We start from the raw sequence: 20,313 nt of genomic DNA, 5'->3' as shown, positions 1-20,313 counted from the left end.
GGCGCTTCGATTCTGTACCGTATTTGTCAGGTTTCTGGACCAGGCCAATGGCCTAGTAGACGCGCATAGAACGATGCGACATGCTGAATGGTGTCGATGCGAAACCATTGCCTTGTGTACTTGAAACGGATCCCTCCAAGGCTGCGCGCCGGGTTGCGCGCCGAGTAGACGGCGGCTGGGGTGTTGACAAGATGCAAGGTGGCCCAAGCGCCTAAGCACAGTGCGGGCCATATTTCCTGTGCTATGTCCATTTGTCCAGCTTTCAGGGCCAACTGGTATGCGCCCATCAAGCCCTCCATTCGGGCGCCATCGGAGTACGGATAGTCGCCGAATCGATAGTAAAACCCACCGGCGTAATCTGGGTAGGGGGCTGTATCTACCTTGTACATCTGAGCCACCATCTGGCGCGCATCTGATACAACAAAGTTGAAGTAGTCTGCCTTGCGCATTGCGGGAAAGTCCCACAACTCTTTGATGCCCATCATCAGCCACGCATCTGATGGAACATTCGTGTATTGGTCCGCCCTCTCGGTGGGGCGGATGTTGATCAGGTAGTGCAGGGCCCGATGCAGATGGTTGAAGTAGGGCGTCCGCTCAGTCTCACCGATCAGGTGCAAGTAGCGAGCAAGGCCGCAAATGGCCTCGCCGGGGTAGTAGAACGAAAAGTAGTTTGCGTTTCGCCTTTCGTCGATGTTTTCGTCGAGATAGATGTTGTAGTAAATGAACTCGCCGCTTGCGGTGATCTGTTGGATCAGATGCCGGGCCAGCCTTTGTGCCCAAGGGTGGTAGCGTGTGTCTCCGGTAGTGATTTCGTACTCTGCCAACAGGTAGAGACCTAAGCCGGTGCCACCCAGCTTGGCCTTGCGCTCGCTGTAGATGTAGGCGGCTTCTCCGGTATCAGTGGCGTATGTCCTGGCCTGTGCAATCAGGAACTCGATAGCGCGACGAGCACTGTCGTAGCTGCGGCGTTCTCCTCGCAGTTGGTCGCTGTAGAGGCAGTTGAGCGCTCCTCCGCTATGTCGCAGGATGTTGTAGTACGGGTTGGTTTCCGGGTCGCGCGTGGGGTGCTCATGGTCGCGTCGGCTGTCGGTCGCCGCGTCGTAGTAGTAAAGGTAGGTTCCGTCGGGGTTCTGTTCACGCAGTACATGGTCCACAGCGAGCATGAGAGCCTCGGACAGTTTCTCCCGCGTGAGTGGACCTATCAGGGGCATCCCCCGGTAGAGGCGGTGAAAGTGGCCGTCGATCCATAAGTAGCTCTCCGAGTGGAAGCGGGCACAGTGTGCCTGCGCAACGGTCTCAGACCCAAAACTTGAACGCAGATGCGCACGCAACTGCTGCAGTGACATGATCGAGTAGACGAACGCATCCCCCGGCAGGAAGAGGTGGCGTTTGCCGGCGTTTGTGCGCAACTCAATGCCTTCTAGACCCACTTCAAAGTGCCGGTCCCCTCGAAGCGTCATGCCCACTTTGCCCAGATCCATGGGGGTGGGGGGATCAGCAACAAAATCGAGTTGCAAGCGCACTTTTTCGTGGCCTGCCAAGGCTGAATACCTTGGGTGCTTGACGAGCCGCTGAAGCGCACGCTCCAGGCCTTTTTTCCCTCCTCCTTCGCGGCTGACCAGCAATCGTGGTTGTCCTGGGGCATACAAGACAACAGCAACGCGGACGCCCTCTTGAGGAAAACAGGTGCTGGTGAAGGTCTCTAGCGCCCTGGAGAATTTTCCTTCAGGCCTTTGAAGGTCTTCCAGCAGAAGCTCTCCAAATAGATGCTCCGCCGGCCCTGGCTCAAAGCTGGGCATGCGGGCGTGAGGCGCCTCGAAGACTTCGGGTGAGTAAGTCATGTTGGTGCCCATGTGTGCAGCAGGTCTGCCATCGTCGGCGCGAAGCGCAGCTTCTGGGGCTCGGGGTGGCTGTTATTTACGAGGTCCTTGCACGCATCGTGTTGCGAGGGATTCAAGCCCACGATGGTGATACTCGCGGAGCGCAGCAGATGAAGCACGGCAGCAAGCCGGTCTAGCGTACGAAAGTCGTCTGCCAGCACAACACAATGATTGGGTTGAGCCAGGGTGATCTCATCGATTCGCCACATGGTAGGCAGCAGGATGCCGCCAGGCGCACCACTACCTATGGTCGAAAGTCTGGCAAGCGCTAGCGCCGTGCGATGCGCGTATTCTGTGTTGCTGGGTGTTTGAAAGACGCAATCCAGGTCCATCTGCGATTGGTTCACCAGCGCTGCGATAGGCGGGAAAGGTCTGCTCCCTCCGCCGAGCAGGACGGTCACCGATCGGTTGCTGCGTGCGCGTGCGGATTTCGCAAGCTGGTACAAGCTATGCGTTGGATCCTCGCTCAGGAGAAAAGGCATCCATCGTGGCAGCTCGGGTGGCATGACGGCGCTCATGACAGCCTGAGCGCCTTGTAAGAATGCTTCTCGGGTGCGGTGCTCGATGTGCTGGATGGCTGCAAGGCTGTTGGCTACACCTTCAACGATCACCAATTGCCCTTCGGGGGATTCACCCTCAATGGCAATGCGAGAGGGATCCCAATGCCGGGGATATCCTTTTCCAATCCAGGTCGCGCCAGCGACGACCGCCAGTGTTTCGGCCGTCCAGGCATCATCAGCCACGTATGCTTTTTCGGCAGAAGTCTTGCAGAGCCCCAGCAGCAATGGGCTATCCAGATGGTCTGTGATGCGCAGTTGCAGTGATTTCGTACTTGATGGAGCGTTGTCGGGTGGAGTGGACGCCATCTGCACAAGGGCTGGATCCCAGCCTTGTGCGACCAGCTGATCCCGTGTGCTGATGCTGTCACTCAAGGCTTCTTCGGAAGGCTGGATGCACCATGTGTGGCGATAAGGCGCGAGCAGGGCAGACCACTGGGCCAACATCTTGCGCATGGGCTCGGAGTCTTGGCAAAACACCTGCAGGCAGGTGGTCGGTGCGGGGGCAAGCAGGCGCAGCAGATGGATCCCTGCCTCGGTGGCCGAGGTGGGGACCTTCAGAGTCCAGGGCGTGATCTTTGGCAAAGCGGTAGGGTCCACCCGCGGAGCGCACAGCAGCGCGAGTGATTGCAGGGTCGGCAAGTCGCATCCCAGCAGTCTCATGGCTGCCAGGGCGTACGCGATCGTCTGCGTCTTGCCGACTGGGGGTGTTGACTGCTGAGCTGATGGGGGGATGGTCAGCAGCAGTTGCCAATCACCGGTCGCGGGCGCTAGGTAGAAGGACGCAGCGCCCGCCGCATCTGTGACCGTGAGGACGGCCTCGCCACCGTGGAGGCGATGGTGTCTCAGCCAGCCGGATTCGACGTAGAGCGCTGTTGCTGGCAGGCACGCGACGGTGGTATGGGGCGGCATATGCGCCGTTGCGGCCCGCAGTGCCAAGGACGTGGCGTCAAACACTACGCCATTGTTGGCTGTGTCGCACACCATGCGGTAGAGCTTGGCCTGGATGCCGGGTAGCATCAGCTCCTTTTCCAGAGCGCGAAAGTCCCCTTCTTCGTCCACAAGAATCGCCACAGAGTGCTGCTGCACAGACATGCCTTCCCGCGCCAATGCACTCCAGGGCAACGGCAGCACCAGTGCATCGATCTCTGTGCGGCTCAGCCACCCACCGACCCAGGCGCGTACAGCCCCATGGTGCGATGGCAGAGGGGCAGGAAATGGGTCGCGCAGGTTGTCTGCTACGCGGGCTTCAACGCCAGTCATGCGCAGCATGTTGGACAACATGTCCGCGCAGAGTTGCTTGCCGTAGCGACCTACCACGCACACCACGGGAATGTTGCTGGACTGTCCGGCGGAAACGGCCGAACGCAGTATGTGGCGCGCGACGGGACGGGGGGTGCCAAGATCGGGAAAACGGTTGATATCGAGCCCAGGACCGGCGTTGATTTCAACTATGGCGGTTTCTACTTCTGTCCATGGGCGTGTTATGTCCGCCGAAACGAGATCGACGCCAGCGAAATCGAGCTGTACTGCCACAGCGGCTTGTTCTGCCAGGTGCTTTACAGAAGGATGGATATCTCCAGAGACATCCCGTGCGAGAGAAGACGGGCACGCAGCGCGGCGCAGCACTACCACTGTTCCGGCTGGAGGTGTGCTGTCTGGCCCCAAGTTTTGGTCTGACAGGGTTTGCAGGACCTCGGTGTCAAATGCAATGGGGGCAATGAAGATGCCATCCCTTCCATGCGACTGGTTGGACGCTTCCACCAACTCGGCCACCGTGCATATGCCGTCTCCGGTCACGCAGGGGTGCAGGCGTTGGGCTGCTGCGACGCAGCGCCCTCCGATCACAAGCAGTCGGTAGTCTTCGCCAATGACCTGTTTCTCCACAATGATCTCGGCATACATACCTGCAAGTCTTTGGTACACCTCTTCCACGATAGTGACCGTGCGCAGCATTGTGAAGACGCCTTGACTGGCGCGTGAGCCCGAAGGCTTGAGTACGACAGGGAACCCCAGTTTGATCGCCGCCTGGGCGGCCTCGGCCGAAGAGGTGACCCGTTGTTGCGCAGGAACCGGGAGGCCTGCCCTGACCAAGGCAGTACGTGCGCGGATCTTGTCACCGGCGAGGTCCTTGCCCAGATGGCTGGTAATAGCGCTATACGCGTTGGCCATCAGTTGGGAGCTTGGGCCTTGGCCCACGCGGTAGTGGGCGCGGTGAAGCCCTCCGCCGACTTCGCAGTGCAAACCCATTTGCCTTGCGGTCAGCAACCTGTCTTGGGTATGGTAGTGGCTGGTGCGTGGGCGCAGGTCACACAACGTCATCCACAAGGGATCTCCCCATGGGGCAGCTCCGTCCGCATTGAAGGCAACGCGGGTCAAAGCCAGCGCCATTTGCGCCAGGGCTTTGGCGGACTCTGGGGTCATGATTTCGAGAGTGACCTCAGTGGCGGACTCTGAAAGTGGTGTGATGCGGTGTCGGCTGGCAACATGGCGCGCAGCCCTGAGCAAAGCCATGGCGAATGTTGCAAAAACATGGCCGGGGTCTGTCGATCCGAATTCAATGATCAGGGGGCGTGGCGTTAGATGGTTGTGGGGGTAGCCTTTCAGGCGCTCCCAAAGTATCTCGGGTGTCGTTTTGGGGGGGGCGTGCTCATGGGTCAGAACGACGCGCAGGCAGTCATGCCACGCCGCGAGGCTAGGCCCAGGAAGCACCTGGACGACCTGGAGCTGGAATTCGGGAGACGTGGCCATTGCGGTTGTGTCAGGCACTGAGCCCTGGGCCCGTGGCTCCGTCAAATCCCAGTTGTGTCAGAAGCGGTAGGTCGGTGCGGGATTCCACGCCGGTGGCGATGACCGTGATGCCCAGCGTATGTGCCATGTTGCACAGTCCCTGCAGGAACTCCTGGTTGCCCGGGGTGTTTGCAATACCTCGAACGTAGCTGGGATGGATCTTTATGTAGTCAAGCCCAAGGTCGGCGAGTTTGTTGCCCTCTGCAAAACGCTGCCCGAAGTACTCGATCCCGACCCTGCATCCCAGCTGCTTGAGGGTATGGGCCAGGTCCCGGAAGGCCTCAAAATGGCGAAAGACGCCGTACTCGGGCACTTCGAACAACAAGCGTTGGCAGACGTCGGGATAGGTCATGAGCATTTGCGTCAGATCGTTGCGAAACTGGAAGTCTGCAATCGTGTCTGCCGACAAGTTCACTGCGATATCGCCAGAGCCCGTACGCAGGTGCTCGATGGCCAACCGTACGACCTTGAGGTCAATGGGCACGGTGAGATTCAGATGTGCAGCCATGGGCATGAAATCCCCCGCTTGCCAAGGAGGACCTGCATCATCGGTCTGAAGGCGGATGACTCCTTCATCATGCAAGGCAACCACCCCGTCACCACCTACGACGGGATAAAACACCAACGACAGTCGGCCGCCACTGACGGCCTCGGTCAATAAAGTTCGCCATTGATCTGTAGGCAGCACCGCGTGCTCGTGGCCCTCTTCGTTGGCGTACCAATTGTTGGGGCCTTGGGCTTGCGCGCGGGCCATGGCTTCATCTGCCCGGCGCAAAAGGTCGCTCATATCCTGCCCTCGTTGATAGCGTACGCCGGCCACATGGAAAAGGTCAGGGGCGTCGCCTATCCAATAGGGCAACCACCCGGTGGTCAGGCGTTGGTGAATGTCGGTGGCCGCGTCGCTGGCAGAGGCCTGGGTGGGGCAAACCACGGCAAACTCGCCACCCTTGATGCGCCCGGCGCGCTGACCGGGTCTGTCGTTCCCGCTGTCGTACAAAACGGAGCCCAGGCCCTTGAGCAGATCATCGGTGCGGGCGTGGCCCAGCTGCACGTTGAGCGTATTGAGGTCCGCGATGCGTACCAGCACGAAGCTGCCCGTTTTCGCGAAATGTTCACCTGTCAGTATCTCGTTCAGGTGCGACAAAAAGTACTCGCGACTGGACAACCCGGTAACGGCATCCCGGTTGACTTTCCTGCGCAGAGTTTCCAGTCGGGCGGCCTCCTCAGTCAGCATGGCTTTGATCCTTGCGACCATGTCATTCATGGCCCGGACAACGCTGCGCAGTTCGGGGGTGCTTGGCTCTTCAATTGTGAGAAAGTGCCTTTGTGCGATGGCTTCGGCTTGGCTCACTACGTCTTCTAGAGGCCGCGTGATGTAACGGATGACTTGTGTGCCGGCCAATCCAGTGACTACGCTGCCAAAGACAAACCACATCAGCAACTCCAGGGTGCCCTCCCACAGGCTTTTGTAGACGTACTGGTCATGACTGGCCAAGCTCAGCGTGCCGTACTGGCTCCAGCCATCGTTGATCTGCGCGCGTCCGGGTTCTGCGCGAATCGGAATCAGATTGACGAACCATGAGGGCGCGGCTGTTTGCTCTCCTTTGAAAGTCTTTTCCACCAGCGTTGCTCCAGTGGGCGACACAATGCGAATGAAGCGGTAATGGCCCGCATCAAACTGCGCGGCTACTTGCAATTCCACGGTGACGGGGTCCTTGTCGAGTTGTGACAAAGACAGTGCCAGAGAGTTGGCGTTGTCAATGTTTTTGACCTGCAGTTGCTGCTGGAGGTAGTGCCGCGCGGACAACACACTGACCACCATGCTGCAGCCAAACGCCAGCGTCATCACAAGTGCGATGGCAATCCAGAGTTGTTTAGTGAGTGACATGGTGAAGCCTCTCGTAAGTAGTCTGGAGCATCACAGCCCGTCCTGGCGCATGCGTTCCAGTACATCGCGCCAGCGGGACAGCCGCGCTGTCGGATCGGCTGCAGGGGCGGTCGTTCCTGCTACCCACAGGCCACTGTTGTTGAAGCTGAAAACGGGCGCGAGGTCTGTTCTGGACGTGGCCGGACGGATGTTGCCTATCAGGTTGTCGAGAATCATGGGCTCTTCTGTCGGCACGGCGTAGTAGCCAAGCACCATGTGGGCCTCGCTGCGGGTGCTTCCGGCTCCACCGATACGGGCTCGCACATAGATCATGCGTAGCTTGTCATTGGGCACGCCCATCAGCAACAGGCTGGTGTACTTGGCAATCGCAAAATCTTCGCAGTCGCCTGCACCGCGTCCCATGGTTTCCAACGGGGTGGCCCAGTAGTCGTTCTGCTGCCAGACGACGATGTCGTTCTCAAACAGTACCCGGCGATTGAAAAAGGTGTTCACAAGAGCCAGTTTTTCAGACTCTTCGAGTTTTCGCCCTTCGTCCAGCATCTTGCGCCAGGCGCTCACCGTATCTGCAGCCTTTGCCCCATAGCGCTGCGAGGCAAGGTTCTGCATCTTGTCCATGTCTGGTTCCGCGATCGCCCATTGCAGAGCGAGCAGGCAAAAGAAAACAATTCTTCCCCGGCGTAACCACGCGAGAAAAAAACGATAGTTTTCTTTGATAGACATGGCCTTGAGTTGCAGTTTGTTGCTATCAAAACACCCCCGCCTCAGTTCATTTTGCAAGGAAATGATGATTTCGCACACAAATTGTTTGCGTGCGAAAACACCGCTGCCTATAGTGATTTTTCTCACTAACAGATACATCTGGAGGCCCCATGCGATACGTCCTAACGCTGGTCGGTTCAGCAGTCCTCGTTGCCACAGGAGCTTCGGCGCAAGTGCTGCCGCTGCCCTTGGTGGAGGCAGCGCGCAAGACGGTGGTGACCAATCCCGAGGTGCAGGCGCGATGGCGCGGTTTCAGAATCGCGGATGCGGAACGTGGTGAGGCGCGTGCGGGGTACTTGCCCCAACTGGATGCGTTGGCTGGTGCGGGCCGGCAGAACAACCGGCGCCCCTCCGGGGAGACCGGATGGTATTCCTATGGCAGTGCAGCACTGACCCTGAACCAGATGTTGTTTGATGGGTTCTTCACGCGCAACGAGGTGCAACGTTTGGGCCACGCCAAGCTGGTGCGGTACTACGAATTGGTTGAAGCGTCGGAAACAGCCACCCTGGAGGCTTTGCGTGCCTATGTTGATGTGATTCGGTACCGAGAGCTAGTGGAGCAGGCAAAGCTCAACTACGCCGAACACAAGGTGACGACGAGTCAGATTGACGAGCGGGCGGGCGCGGGGGTCGGCCGACGCGTGGATCTGGAGCAGGCCGTGGGCAGGTTGGCTTTGGCGGAGTCCAATTTGCTGACGGAGCTTGCCAACCTGTATGACGTGACAGCCCGCTACCAGCGAGTGGTGGGGGAGATGCCTGCTGCAAACCTTCCCACGTTGGCCGAGGGCATAAAGCTCAAAGGGTTGCCACCCTCCTTGCCGGAAGCCATGAGCCTGGGGTTGAGCAACAGTCCGGCGTTAAGTGCAGCCATTGAGAACGTGCGGGCCAGCGAGGCCGGTATTGCTGCACGGAAGGCCGCCTATGTCCCGCGGGTGGATTTTCGCGCCAGTCAAACTTGGGACCACAACCTGCTAGGTGAGAGGGGGCGTTCGCGCGACACTTCGATAGGCGTGGTGTTGAGCTACAACCTGTATCGGGGCGGTGCGGACGAAGCCCGCGAACTCAAGGCGGTGGAGACTAACAGCCAAGCGTTGGATCTGCAGGAAAAGGCTTGCCGTGATTTGCGGCAGAACCTTGCAAGTTCTTACTCCGAATCTCAGCGATTGACTGAGCAACTGGCATTCCTTGATCAGCACCGGTTGTCGTCTGAAAAATCCCGTGAGGCGTATCGCCAGCAATTCGACATTGGCCAACGGACCCTGCTCGATATTCTGGACACCCAGAACGAGTACTTCCAGGCCAGCCGGGCTTTCATCAATGCCCGTTACAACCAAGTCATCGCGCAGGCGCGTGCGCTGGCGTCCATGGGCAAATTGATGACAGCGCTGGAGGTGTCGCGCCCCGATATGCCTTCGCTGGCCGAGGCAGGTCGCGGCACGGACGGCTCCAATCAGGCCGCCGAGTTGTGTGCAGGGGATTTGCCTCCCATGGTGACGGTGGAGCAAGCCAAAGTCGGCGTGGATGTTACCCCCAGGCAGCGTGCCCGGCCGTTGCCTGCAGGTGATCAGCCAGGGGCTGTGCCCGCTCCACGCAAATAGCGCCTGCGCAGGAATGCGGTGCCAGAGGCGGCTTTAAGCGCGCGGGTAGTTGCTGCTGTCGTTGTAGCCCGTGCTGCAGTGACGGGTGTCAGCGCACTGTCGCCAAAGCCTGCAGCAACTTGGCGTGGATGCCCCCAAACCCGCCATTGCTCATGCACACCACATGATCCCCCGGCCGGGCGGACTGCGCCACCTGGGCCACCAGGGTGTCGATGTCGGCTGCGGTTTGCGCGCGCTGGCCTGGGCCTACACCGAGGGGAGCGAGCGCCTTGGCGGCATCCCAGTCCAGCCCTGCCGTGTGGCAGAACGCGAGATCGGCGGGCTCCAGGGCCCAGGGCAGCTGGCTCTTCATGGCGCCCAGTTTCATGGTGTTGCTGCGGGGCTCGAACACGGCCAGGATCCGCGCGCTGCTGCCCAGGCTGCGGCGCAGGCCGTCCAGGGTGGTGCGCAGCGCCGTCGGGTGGTGTGCAAAGTCGTCGTACACGGCCACGCCACCCACGGTGCCACGCAGTTCCATGCGCCGTTTGACGTTCTGGAAGGTGGCGAGGGCGCTGGCTGCTTGCTCGGGGGGAACTCCTACATGGTGGGCAGCCGTGATGGCAGCCAGCGCGTTGAGCTGGTTGTGCACCCCGGTGAGCGACCATTCCACGCGGGCCACGCGGCGGCCCTGGTGCATGACGTCAAATGCCTGGGGATCGCCTACGGCGTAAAAGTCGCTCACCGCCGCGCCAAAGCTGGTCACTTCGCTCCAGCATCCGGTGTGCAGCACCCGTGCCAGGCTTTCCTCCAACCCGTTGGTCACGACGCGGCCTGACGGGGGGACCGTGCGTACGAGGTGGTGGAACTGGCGCTCAATGGCGGCCAGGTCGTCAAAGATGTCGGCGTGGTCGAATTCGAGGTTGTTGAGCACGGCGGTGCGGGGCCGGTAGTGCACGAACTTGCTGCGCTTGTCGAAGAAGGCGGTGTCGTACTCGTCCGCCTCGATCACAAACAGCGGCGTCGCACCCAGTGGGGTGGACGCTGGTACGGGGCGCTGTGCCGCGCCCAGCCGGGCAGACAGGCCGAAGTTCAGTGGCACACCCCCAATCAGGAAGCCGGGCTGCTGGCCCGCGTTTTCCAGGATCCAGGCCAGCATCGAGGTCGTGGTGGTCTTGCCGTGCGTGCCGGCCACGGCCAGCACATGGCGCCCCTGCAGCACATGTTCGGCCAGCCACTGGGGGCCGCTGGTGTAGGGCAGGCCAGCGTCCAGGATGGCTTCCATCAGAGGGAACTTGGGGGTGCCGTCGGGCAGCCGGGCACGGCTGACCATGTTGCCGATCACAAACATATCGGGCTGGAGCGCTATCTGGTCCGCACCAAAACCCTCGATCAGGTCGATGCCCAATGCCCGGAGCTGGTCGCTCATCGGGGGGTAGACGCCGGCGTCGCAACCGGTCACCTTGTGGCCTGCCTCGCGGGCCAGCGCTGCAAGGCCTCCCATGAATGTGCCGCAGATCCCTAGTATGTGTATGTGCATGGGCGCTGATTCTAAAGCCGCTGCGATGCGGGAAAATCTTGGCAAAAAAGCCCTTCTGCGCGCACTGTGTATGCCCTGTGAGCTACAAAATGCATAGCATCTTGGGTGGTTTCGTTTCTGGGGTGTCTGCGGGCCTTGTGCGGGGCGCAGGCGGCCCGTCATGGATCGCGCGCACAATGCGGACTCCTCCGCTGTCTTCCACTTTCATGCACACACCTTTGAGCGAAGAAATCGCCCACACCACGGCACGCCTGGTGGTTGAGGAAGGGCTGGAATGGGGGCCCGCCAAGCGCCGGGCCCTGCGCCAGATGGGGCTGCCTGCCCGGACCCCGCTGCCCGACAACGATCTGGTGGAAGCGGCGGTGCGGGAGTACATCGAGATCTTCTGCGCCGACACGCAGCCGCGCGAGTTGCGGGCGCTGCGCCAGCTGGCACTGGTCTGGATGGAGCGTATGGCGGCGTTTCGTCCACACCTGGCGGGGGCGGTCTGGCACGGTACTGCCACGCGCCTGTCGGATATTTACTTGCAGTTGTTTTGCGATGACCCCAAATCTGCGGAGATCGCGCTGATCGACCACCATGTGGACTATGAGCCCCGTACGGTGACGGGTTTTCATGGCGAATCGGTCGAGGCCTTGAGCCTGGGCAGCAAGTCGCCGGAGCTCAATGAGATGATCGGAGTGCATTTGCTGATTTACGACCTTGATGACCTGCGGGGTGCCTTGAAGCCCGATGCCAAAGGCCGCGTCCCGCGCGGTGACATGACGGCCGTGCGCCGCCTGCTCCAGGAAACCAGTGCCCCATGACGAAGACGACCCCCTCCGATTTGCCTGAATCCGCGCTTGCATCACCGAATGTGCTGCCTCAGGTTTCCTCGCCCACTCGCCGCCGCCTGCTGTATGCCGGTGTGGCCGGGGCTGCTGCCGTGGGAGGGGCCGGCTTGGCATGGTGGAAGTTTCAGCCGCACGCCATGGAGGCAGGGGCGGAGCAGGCGCTGTGGGGCATGGAATTTGAAAAGCCGGAGGGCGGCGTGGTCGCGTTGAAGTCTTTCTCTGGCAAGCCGCTGCTGCTCAACTTCTGGGCCACCTGGTGTCCGCCCTGTGTGGAAGAGTTGCCCATGCTGAACGCTTTCTATCGCGAACATGCTGCCAAAGGCTGGCAAGTGCTGGGTTTGGCGATTGACCAGCCCTCGGCGGTGCGCAAATTCCTGGCGCGGCTTCCTCTGGAGTTTCCCGTGGGGCTGGCGGGTTTGGGAGGGACGGATCTGGGGCGTTCGCTGGGTAACTTGACGGGTGGGCTGCCCTTTACCGTGGTGCTGGGCGGGGCGGGGCGGGTGCTGCACCGTAAAATGGGGCAGGTGACCCCACAGGATCTGCAGCTGTGGGCCCCTTTGCGGTGATGCATGTGACGGCAGATTTCGGGTCGCCGCAGTGATTCTGGAGGGCTCCGGCCGTCTATTTCCATGACGAAGTTCATGGAAAATGCATGTGGAAGACTGCGATAGGGTGAAATTGGAGTAAATTCGCGCCCTATTCAGTTTTATAGCCGTTGGAGCTTCCATGGATCTGCGAAAACTCAAAACCCTCATCGATCTCGTGTCAGAGTCGAATGTGTCCGAACTCGAAATCACGGAGGCCGAGGGCAAAGTCCGCATCGTCAAGAGCGGTGGCGCCGTGGTTCAGCAGTATGTCCCGGCCCCCATGCCGGCCCCGGCGGCACCTGCGCCTGCAGCTGCGGCCCCTGTGGCAGAACTGCCCGCTCCGCCAGCGGTGCCCGCAGGCCATGTCGTCAAGTCGCCCATGGTTGGCACCTTCTACCGTTCGTCCAGCCCCGGCGCCAAGGCATTTGTCGAAGTCGGCAGCCAAGTGAAGGAAGGCGAGACGATTTGCATCATCGAAGCCATGAAGATCCTCAATGAGATCGAGGCGGACAAGTCGGGTACCGTGACCCGCATCCTGGGTGAGAACGGCCAGGCCGTGGAGTACGGTCAGCCGCTGTTCATCATCGAATAAGGCGCCCATGTTCAAGAAAATCCTGGTCGCAAACCGAGGGGAGATTGCCCTTCGTATCCAGCGCGCCTGCAGCGAACTTGGGATCAAGGCCGTGATGGTCTATTCCGAGGCCGACCGCGACGCCAAGTACGTCAAGCTGGCCGAAGAGGCGGTGTGCATCGGCCCCGCACCCTCGCCGCTGTCCTACCTCAACATGCCGGCCATCATCTCGGCGGCCGAAGTGACCGACGCCGAGGCCATCCACCCCGGCTACGGCTTCCTGTCCGAAAACGCCGACTTTGCCGAGCGCGTGGAAAAGAGCGGCTTCCAGTTCATCGGCCCCACACCCGAGTCAATCCGCATCATGGGCGACAAGGTGTCTGCCAAGCAGGCCATGATCCGCGCGGGCGTGCCCTGCGTGCCGGGCTCTGAGGGCGAGTTGCCCGATGACCCGGTGCAGATCCGCCGCATCGCCAAGGCCATCGGTTACCCCGTGATCATTAAGGCAGCAGGCGGCGGCGGTGGCCGTGGCATGCGCGTGGTGCATACCGAGGCCGCACTGGTTAATGCCGTGCAGATGACCAAGGCCGAAGCAGGCGCTGCGTTCGGAAATCCTGCGGTGTACATGGAGAAGTTCCTCCAGAACCCCCGTCACATCGAAATCCAGATCCTGGCCGACAAGCACCGCAACGCGGTCTACCTGGGCGAGCGCGACTGCTCCATGCAGCGCCGCCACCAGAAGGTGATCGAAGAGGCACCAGCCCCTGGCATCCCACGCAAGCTGATCGAGAAGATTGGCGAGCGCTGCGTGGCTGCCTGCAAGAAGATTGGCTACCGGGGTGCGGGCACCTTTGAGTTCCTGTACGAAAACGGCGAGTTCTACTTCATCGAGATGAATACCCGCGTGCAGGTGGAGCATCCGGTGACTGAATGGATCACCGGTGTGGACATCGTGAAGACGCAGATCATGGTGGCGGCTGGCGAGAAGCTGCCCTTTACGCAGCGCCAGATCGAGATTCGTGGTCATGCCATCGAATGCCGGGTGAATGCGGAAGACCCGTACAAGTTTGTCCCCTCGCCCGGGCGCATCACGACCTGGCACCCACCGGGCGGCCCGGGTGTGCGTGTCGATTCGCATGCCTACACCAACTACTTTGTGCCGCCGAATTACGACTCGATGATCGGCAAGATCATCGTGCACGGCGACACGCGCGAACAGGCGCTGGCCCGCATGCGCACGGCGCTGTCCGAGACCGTGATCGAAGGCATCAACACCAATGTGCCGCTGCACCGCGAGCTGATGGTGGATGCTAAGTTCATGGCCGGAGGCACCAACATCCACTACCTGGAAGAGTGGCTGTCGCAGCATAAGCGCTAGGCTGGGTACTGCCCCCTGAGTCGTTTCGCACCTTCCTCTTCCTGTTGAATGGCTGCGCCGTTTGGGAAGGGGAATACCGCCAGTGCTGGCGAGGGCCGTGTGCGTTTCGTGGGTTGCAGGTTTGTGTCAGGCACCCTGCTGGTGCGGTAACAGTGAGTTCACATGCTGGCTCTTGGCAACGAGGGTCAGCATTTCATTTTTCTGAGAGGCGTCTATGTTTGAGTTGAGTCTGATGTGCCCCGAGGAATGTATCGAGCCAGTCAGCGATGCGCTGGATGCGCTCGATGCGCTCTCCGTGTCGGTGGAGGATGCCGATGCCCAGACCGACGCCGAGCAGGCGCTGTTCGGTGAGCCCGGCATGCCACCGCCCAAGGATGGCTGGCAGCGCAGCCGTGTGGTGGCGTTGTTCCCGTCTGAAGTGGCGGCGCGCGAGGCGCAGCAATTGCTGGTAGTGCAGGACTTCTTTGTGGGCTGCCAGGTGTTGGGCGTGGCGCAGGTGGCTGAGCAGGACTGGGTGCGGCTCACGCAGTCGCAGTTTGCGCCGGTGGACATCACGCCGGATTTCTGGATCGTTCCCACCTGGCACGAACTGCCTGCCCAGGCGGTGCGCAGCATCCGTCTGGACCCGGGCCTGGCCTTTGGCACGGGCACGCACCCTACCACGCGCATGTGCCTGCGCTGGATTGCGCGCAACGGGGCGGTGCAGCCGGGGGCTGGCAACAACCCGCTGGGCCGGGTGCTGGACTACGGCTGCGGCTCGGGCATCCTGGCCATTGGTGCGGCCAAGTTTGGCGCCACGGACATTGACGCGGTGGACATCGATCCTGCCGCTGTGGAATCCACGGCACAGAACGCGCAAGCCAACGGCGTGCAGCTGAGTGCCGGACTGCCCGACAAGGCGCGGGGCGAGTACCAGACGGTGCTGGCCAACATCCTCGCGACACCCTTGCGGGTGCTGGCGCCTTTGCTGTGTGCCCATGTGGCGCCGGGAGGGCATTTGGTGCTTGCGGGCATCTTGGAGCGCCAGGCTGAAGAGCTGAAGGAAGCTTATGCACCATGGGTGCGCCTGGAAGTGGCGGATGCCGAAGACGGCTGGATACTGATGACTGCCCAGCGCTGAGCCTGCGCGTGTTCCGCCTGGGCCGAGGTGGCGCGGCCCCTACAATCCAACGCTGATGAGCCAGATCACTCGCTGCCCGTCTTGCGCCACCTCCTTCAAGGTGGTGGCAGACCAATTGCGCATCTCGGAAGGATGGGTGCGGTGTGGCCAATGCAAGGAGGTGTTTGATGCCTCTGCGCATTTGCTGCCAGTGGCCCCGGCGGCCCTTTTGCCCGATGTGTCCCTGACAGATGTGCGGCCGCCGCCGGCGCCCACCGCTCGAAAGAGCGATGCGGAGCGTGCTTGGGGGGGCGGGGCCGCGCCGCCTTCGTCCCCGGCGTTGGGGAGGGGCGCTCAGGCGGCTCCGATGGCAGCCCACGCTGCGCATTCCACTGCGCATCACCCTTTGCATGCGGATGCTGGAGTCCATCGCGCAGGCGCTTCACTGCCCATGGCTGCAGCGCCCCTGGCACCGGCAACGCCTGTGCTGGATATTCCTGCGCCCACTGTGCCTGCCTTCCTGGCCGTAGGCGCGGCGGCTTCCGATGCAAATACCTTGAACCTCGCGCCGACTGCGCCGTTCTCCTGGCGGCCCGTCCCCACGCCGTGGGCGGCAGCGGAGGCTGATTCAAGCCCATCACTGTCGGGGTTGGCAGTTGATGGACCGGCCACGGAAGAGGTCGTGGCAAAGCCGGTGTTGGATGCTACTGCGGAGGCGCCTGGTGAGGCGGCGGCTCTGCCCATAGCCGTGGCGGATGCCGAAGTGGGCGGGGCTGCGGAGGTTGTGCGGGGTGGGTATGAGCTTCCCACTGCCGATTCGCATGACCCCATCGGGCTTGACGGCCCGGTGACCTCGGGGAAGGGTGGAGGGGGAAGCTCCTTCGCTGGGGTGGGCAGCGAGGCCGTGGTCGATGCGACCGGGAGCACATTGGCAGCGGAGCCTGTGCTGGAGCACCACGGGGAGGCACTTTCCTCTGACCTGCCGAGCACGGGCCACCATGACGCCCCCCCGACCGTGCCTGAGCTCCTGCCGTCGGTGGATTTTGTGCAGCGGCCCGTGGTGGATGAGATACCGGCAGCGTTGGAGCTGGTCGCAGATGACTCTCCGGCTGCGGTGTTGCAGCCCCGCACTCGCAAGCCCGTGGCCAGCCAGGTGGATGAAGATGAGCAGGGCGAAGAGGGTGCGCATGAGGCCGGGCCTGAGGTCAGTTTTGTGATTGCTGCGCGGCGCAAGGCTTTCTGGCGCAAGCCTGTGGTGCGGGCCGTGCTGGTGCTTGTATTGCTGGTCTTGGTGGTGGGCATGTTGCTGCAGGTCGCCGTCCAGGAGCGTGACCGCATTGCAGCCACGGACCCGCGTGCAAGGCCGTGGCTGCTCAAGTTGTGCGAGCCTTTGCAGTGCGAGGTGGCTCCCCAGCGCCAGATTGCCGATGTGGTCATCGACAGCTCTTCGTTCAACAAAGCCCGTGGCGACAGTTACCAGTTGGCGCTGACCATGAAGAGCAAAGCGGACATTCCATTGGCCATGCCTGCGGTGGAGTTGACCTTGACCGATGCCCAGGACCAGCCTGTGCTGCGCCGGGTGCTGCTGCCGAACGACATGGCCGCACCGGCGGAGCTGCCGGCGCGTGGCGAATGGAGCACTTCGGTATCGGTGATCGTGACCACAGGCGGTGCGCGCGTGGCTGGGTACCGGCTGCTGGCGTTCTATCCCTGAATTTTTACCAACCTACGGACCGATTCATTTCTATGGCTGCCCTCATTTGTGGTTCCCTGGCATTCGACACCATCATGACCTTCGAGGGGCGCTTTGCAGAGCAGATCCTGCCTGATCAGTTGCACATCCTCAATGTGTCATTCCTGGTGCCTTCTCTGCGCCGCGATTTTGGCGGGTGTGCGGGCAACATTGCCTACAGCCTCAAGCTGCTGGGGGGGGAGCCTTTGCCCATGGCGATGCTAGGCAGCGATGGGGCGGACTACCTCCAGCGACTGCAGTCGCTGGGCATCGATTGCCGCCACGTGGGCCAGGTGCAGGACACCTACACCGCACAGGCCATGATCATGACGGACCGCGATAACAACCAGATCACGGCCTTCCACCCGGGGGCCATGATGCAGGCGCATGCCAACCGCATTGATGTGGGCTCCAAGGCGAGTGTGGGGATCATTGCACCCGATGGGCGCGATGCCATGCTGGAGCATGCAGCCCAGTTCGTGGCGGCGGGTATTCCGTTTGTGTTCGATCCTGGCCAGGGGCTGCCCATGTTCAGTGGGGACGAGTTGGCGAAGTTCATTGACCAGGCATCCTGGGTCACAGTCAACGACTACGAAGGAAAGATGCTGAGCGACCGCACCGGCTGGACCCTGGCTGAAATCTCGCACAAGGTGGAGGGGCTGGTGGTTACCTTGGGGGCTGAGGGCTGCGAGGTGTGGGTTGCAGGTGAGAAGACCCATGTGCCTGCCGTGGTGCCGACGCAGGTGGTGGACCCCACGGGATGTGGGGATGCCTGGCGCGGTGCGCTGCTGTTCGGCCTGGAACGGGGCTGGGCGCTGCCACGTTGCGCGGCGCTGGGCAACCGCGTGGGGGCTCTCAAAATCGCGCAGCGCGGGCCGCAGAACTACACGCTGGATTTTTCGGTGGAGTGAGCTGTGATCGGCGTTGGGTAAAGGGGGCTGAACAGATGTTTGAGCCCGGTCCAACGCCTACTTGATCTGATGCCACCGCGAGGTGTGGCCCGTGCTGCCCCGCTGTTTGTGGGCTGGCGTGCCGCAGGCGAAAAAAAACCCGGTGCACACAGGCACCGGGTTGAGCGTGCAATACGCCTGAATTAAGGCTTGTTGCCCGTAGGGAAGGGCCAGGCAGCCTGAGGATTCAGGGTGGTCTGCGCTGCTGGTGCGCCTGCAGGGGCAGGCGCCTTGGGGGCCTTTTTGGCAGGGGCAGCTTTCTTGGCGGGAGCCTTGGCAGCGGCCTTCTTGGCGGGTGCTGCTGCCTTTTTGGCAGGAGCGGCCTTCTTGGCGGGGGATGCGGGCTTCTTTGCTGCTACGGCCTTCTTGGCTGGGGCGGCTTTCTTGGCCGGTGCTGCTGCCTTCTTGGCGGGTGCAGCCTTCTTTGCTGCTACTGCTTTTTTGGCTGGAGCGGCTTTCTTGGCCGGTGCTGCTGCCTTCTTGGCGGGTGCAGCCTTCTTTGCTGCTACTGCCTTCTTGGCTGGAGCGGCTTTCTTGGCCGGTGCTGCTGCCTTCTTGGCAGGTGCAGCCTTCTTTGCTGCTACCGCCTTCTTGGCTGGAGCGGCTTTCTTGGCCGGTGCTGCTGCCTTCTTGGCAGGTGTAGCCTTCTTCGCTGCTACGGGCTTTGCAGTTGCAGCTTTTTTCGCGGGTGCAGCCTTCTTGGCGGCGGGTTTTTTCGCAGTTGCCATCATGTTCTCCTTGGGTCAATTTGCAAAGAGCACTTGCTGTCTACAGTGGACAGCAAGCGATCCATGGAGATGGAATAGAACTCCATCTCCATGAACACGGGAACGCTCCACACGGCGGCGCTCTGTGGCGCTGTCTGTCTGGGGCGTGGTGTAAAAATCCATGGTGGTGTGATGCGAAAAGGCGCTAGTCCCAGGACAGCGCACCACCGGACTGGTATTCAATAACCCGGGTTTCGAAGAAGTTGCGTTCCTTCTTCAGGTCGATCATCTCGCTCATCCACGGGAACGGGTTCTCTTCGTTGGGGAACAACGTCTCCAGCCCGATCTGCGTAGCGCGGCGGTTGGCGATGTAGCGCAGGTAGCCCTTGAACATCGAGGCATTCATGCCCAGCACGCCGCGTGGCATGGTGTCTTCGGCGTAGCGATACTCCAGCTCAACCGCCTTGAGGAACAGCGCCTTGATTTCGGCCTTGAACTCGGCAGTCCACAGGTGCGGGTTTTCCAGTTTGAGCTGGTTGATCAGGTCGATGCCGAAGTTGCAATGCATGGACTCGTCACGCAGGATGTACTGGTACTGCTCTGCCGCACCGGTCATCTTGTTCTGGCGGCCCAGTGCCAGGATTTGTGTGAAGCCCACGTAGAAGAACAGCCCTTCCATCAGGCAGGCGAACACGATCAGCGACTTGAGCAGCGTCTGGTCAGTCTCGAAGGTGCCGGTGTGGAAGTTGGGGTCCATGATCGCCTCGATGAAGGGGATCAGGAACTCATCTTTGTCGCGGATCGAGGCAACTTCCAGGTAGGCGCTGAAAATTTCGCCTTCGTCCAGGCCCAGCGATTCCACGATGTACTGGTAAGCGTGCGTGTGGATCGCTTCTTCAAACGCCTGGCGCAGCAGGAACTGGCGGCACTCGGGTGCTGTGATGTGGCGGTAGGTACCCAGCACGATGTTGTTGGCTGCCAGCGAGTCGGCAGTCACAAAGAAGCCGAGGTTGCGCTTGATGATGCGGCGCTCGTCTTCGGTCAGGCCGTTGGGGTCCTTCCACAACGCGATGTCGCGCGTCATGTTCACTTCCTGCGGCATCCAGTGATTGGCGCAAGTGGCGAGGTATTTTTCCCATGCCCACTTGTACTTGAAGGGCACCAGCTGGTTGACGTCGGTCTGGCCGTTGATGATGCGCTTGTCGGCTGCGTTGACGCGCCGATGTGCGGTTGCTGCTGCAGCGGTCGGAGCAACGGCAGAGGCTGTCATCGTTGCATGCACGGCTTGCAGGGAGGGGGTCTGGAAAGGCAGGGGCGGCTGTTCCGCCGGGTGGCTCTTGTTCAGTCCACCGTCCAATTGATTTTGCGATGAGGGCTTGACTTCTTCGTCCCAGGACAACATAGATTTTCCAGTGTTCGGATTATGAAAGCAGTGCTGCAAAAAGGAAAGCACTGCAGCGTTGTGCAG

15 protein-coding genes and 1 pseudogene are annotated in these 20,313 nt (G+C 61.3%); 9 read left to right on the top strand and 7 right to left on the bottom strand.

Annotation, left to right across the window (positions count from 1 at the left end; genetic code table 11):
* Positions 1-26: 26 nt before the first annotated feature.
* Genes ACTPOI_RS23810 through ACTPOI_RS23795 form a run of 4 tightly spaced genes read right to left on the bottom strand, consistent with a single transcriptional unit; the run spans position 27 to position 7,973 of the window.
* Entirely contained in the window at positions 27-1,841 is a 1,815-nt protein-coding gene (locus ACTPOI_RS23810; RefSeq protein ID WP_440113607.1) for a hypothetical protein, read from the bottom strand.
* Positions 1,838-5,188 carry a hypothetical protein gene (locus tag ACTPOI_RS23805; RefSeq protein ID WP_440113604.1) on the bottom strand — a complete coding sequence of 1,117 codons (3,351 nt, stop codon included), beginning with the start codon at positions 5,186-5,188 and terminating at the stop codon, positions 1,838-1,840. The genes ACTPOI_RS23810 and ACTPOI_RS23805 overlap by 4 nt, the downstream gene beginning before the upstream one ends.
* A gap of 10 nt (positions 5,189-5,198) precedes the next feature.
* Positions 5,199-7,115, bottom strand: a complete 1,917-nt coding sequence (locus ACTPOI_RS23800) for an EAL domain-containing protein (RefSeq protein WP_440113601.1) — start codon at positions 7,113-7,115, stop codon at positions 5,199-5,201.
* A 30-nt stretch (positions 7,116-7,145) separates the two neighbouring features.
* Positions 7,146-7,973 (bottom strand): transglutaminase-like cysteine peptidase, encoded by an 828-nt coding sequence (locus ACTPOI_RS23795; RefSeq protein WP_240515802.1) that lies wholly within the window; start codon positions 7,971-7,973, stop codon positions 7,146-7,148.
* A gap of 11 nt (positions 7,974-7,984) precedes the next feature.
* Between ACTPOI_RS23795 and ACTPOI_RS23790 the strand changes: the two genes are divergently transcribed.
* The gene (locus ACTPOI_RS23790) at positions 7,985-9,472 is read left to right on the top strand and encodes a TolC family outer membrane protein (RefSeq protein ID WP_094291471.1); all 1,488 of its coding nucleotides are present in this window, start codon (positions 7,985-7,987) and stop codon (positions 9,470-9,472) included.
* 88 nt (positions 9,473-9,560) lie between these two features.
* Here ACTPOI_RS23790 and mpl read toward each other — a convergent pair whose 3' ends face one another.
* Positions 9,561-10,988: a UDP-N-acetylmuramate:L-alanyl-gamma-D-glutamyl-meso-diaminopimelate ligase gene (mpl, locus tag ACTPOI_RS23785; protein WP_440113597.1), complete on the bottom strand. Its 1,428-nt coding sequence runs from the start codon at positions 10,986-10,988 to the stop codon at positions 9,561-9,563.
* A gap of 206 nt (positions 10,989-11,194) precedes the next feature.
* Here mpl and ACTPOI_RS23780 point away from each other — a divergent pair, with 206 nt between their 5' ends.
* From ACTPOI_RS23780 to ACTPOI_RS23745, 8 genes and pseudogenes are all read left to right on the top strand, one after another.
* Positions 11,195-11,794: a hypothetical protein gene (locus ACTPOI_RS23780; RefSeq protein ID WP_094291469.1), complete on the top strand. Its 600-nt coding sequence runs from the start codon at positions 11,195-11,197 to the stop codon at positions 11,792-11,794.
* Positions 11,791-12,387, top strand: a complete 597-nt coding sequence (locus ACTPOI_RS23775) for a TlpA family protein disulfide reductase (protein WP_440113594.1) — start codon at positions 11,791-11,793, stop codon at positions 12,385-12,387. Before ACTPOI_RS23780 ends, ACTPOI_RS23775 begins: the two co-directional genes overlap by 4 nt.
* Before the next feature lie 160 nt (positions 12,388-12,547).
* The gene (gene accB / locus ACTPOI_RS23770) at positions 12,548-13,000 is read left to right on the top strand and encodes an acetyl-CoA carboxylase biotin carboxyl carrier protein (protein ID WP_094291467.1); all 453 of its coding nucleotides are present in this window, start codon (positions 12,548-12,550) and stop codon (positions 12,998-13,000) included.
* Between the two features lie 7 nt (positions 13,001-13,007).
* Complete coding sequence (gene accC, locus ACTPOI_RS23765) at positions 13,008-14,357, top strand: acetyl-CoA carboxylase biotin carboxylase subunit (protein ID WP_094291466.1); 1,350 nt, start codon at positions 13,008-13,010, stop codon at positions 14,355-14,357.
* A gap of 214 nt (positions 14,358-14,571) precedes the next feature.
* Positions 14,572-15,477, top strand: coding sequence for a 50S ribosomal protein L11 methyltransferase (gene prmA / locus ACTPOI_RS23760; protein ID WP_440113590.1), 906 nt, complete (start codon positions 14,572-14,574; stop codon positions 15,475-15,477).
* Positions 15,478-15,532: 55 nt separating this feature from the next.
* Positions 15,533-15,598: pseudogene (locus ACTPOI_RS23755) on the top strand (MJ0042-type zinc finger domain-containing protein); the annotation flags it as partial.
* Between the two features lie 873 nt (positions 15,599-16,471).
* The gene (locus ACTPOI_RS23750) at positions 16,472-17,170 is read left to right on the top strand and encodes a DUF3426 domain-containing protein (protein WP_440113686.1); all 699 of its coding nucleotides are present in this window, start codon (positions 16,472-16,474) and stop codon (positions 17,168-17,170) included.
* A 32-nt stretch (positions 17,171-17,202) separates the two neighbouring features.
* Complete coding sequence (locus tag ACTPOI_RS23745; protein ID WP_252659032.1) at positions 17,203-18,099, top strand: carbohydrate kinase family protein; 897 nt, start codon at positions 17,203-17,205, stop codon at positions 18,097-18,099.
* Positions 18,100-18,281: 182 nt separating this feature from the next.
* On the opposite strand, the gene ACTPOI_RS23740 is transcribed toward ACTPOI_RS23745, so the two are convergent.
* Together ACTPOI_RS23740 and ACTPOI_RS23735 are read right to left on the bottom strand one after the other, a co-directional pair.
* Complete coding sequence (locus tag ACTPOI_RS23740; RefSeq protein ID WP_440113587.1) at positions 18,282-18,866, bottom strand: histone; 585 nt, start codon at positions 18,864-18,866, stop codon at positions 18,282-18,284.
* Positions 18,867-19,050: 184 nt separating this feature from the next.
* Positions 19,051-20,247, bottom strand: coding sequence for a ribonucleotide-diphosphate reductase subunit beta (locus tag ACTPOI_RS23735; RefSeq protein WP_252659034.1), 1,197 nt, complete (start codon positions 20,245-20,247; stop codon positions 19,051-19,053).
* Between the last annotated feature and the right edge of the window lie 66 nt (positions 20,248-20,313).

Source organism: Acidovorax sp. BL-A-41-H1 (genome assembly GCF_051942715.1).
Note: the sequence above shows the minus strand (reverse complement) of the source record. Positions and strands in the feature narration are given on the sequence as shown.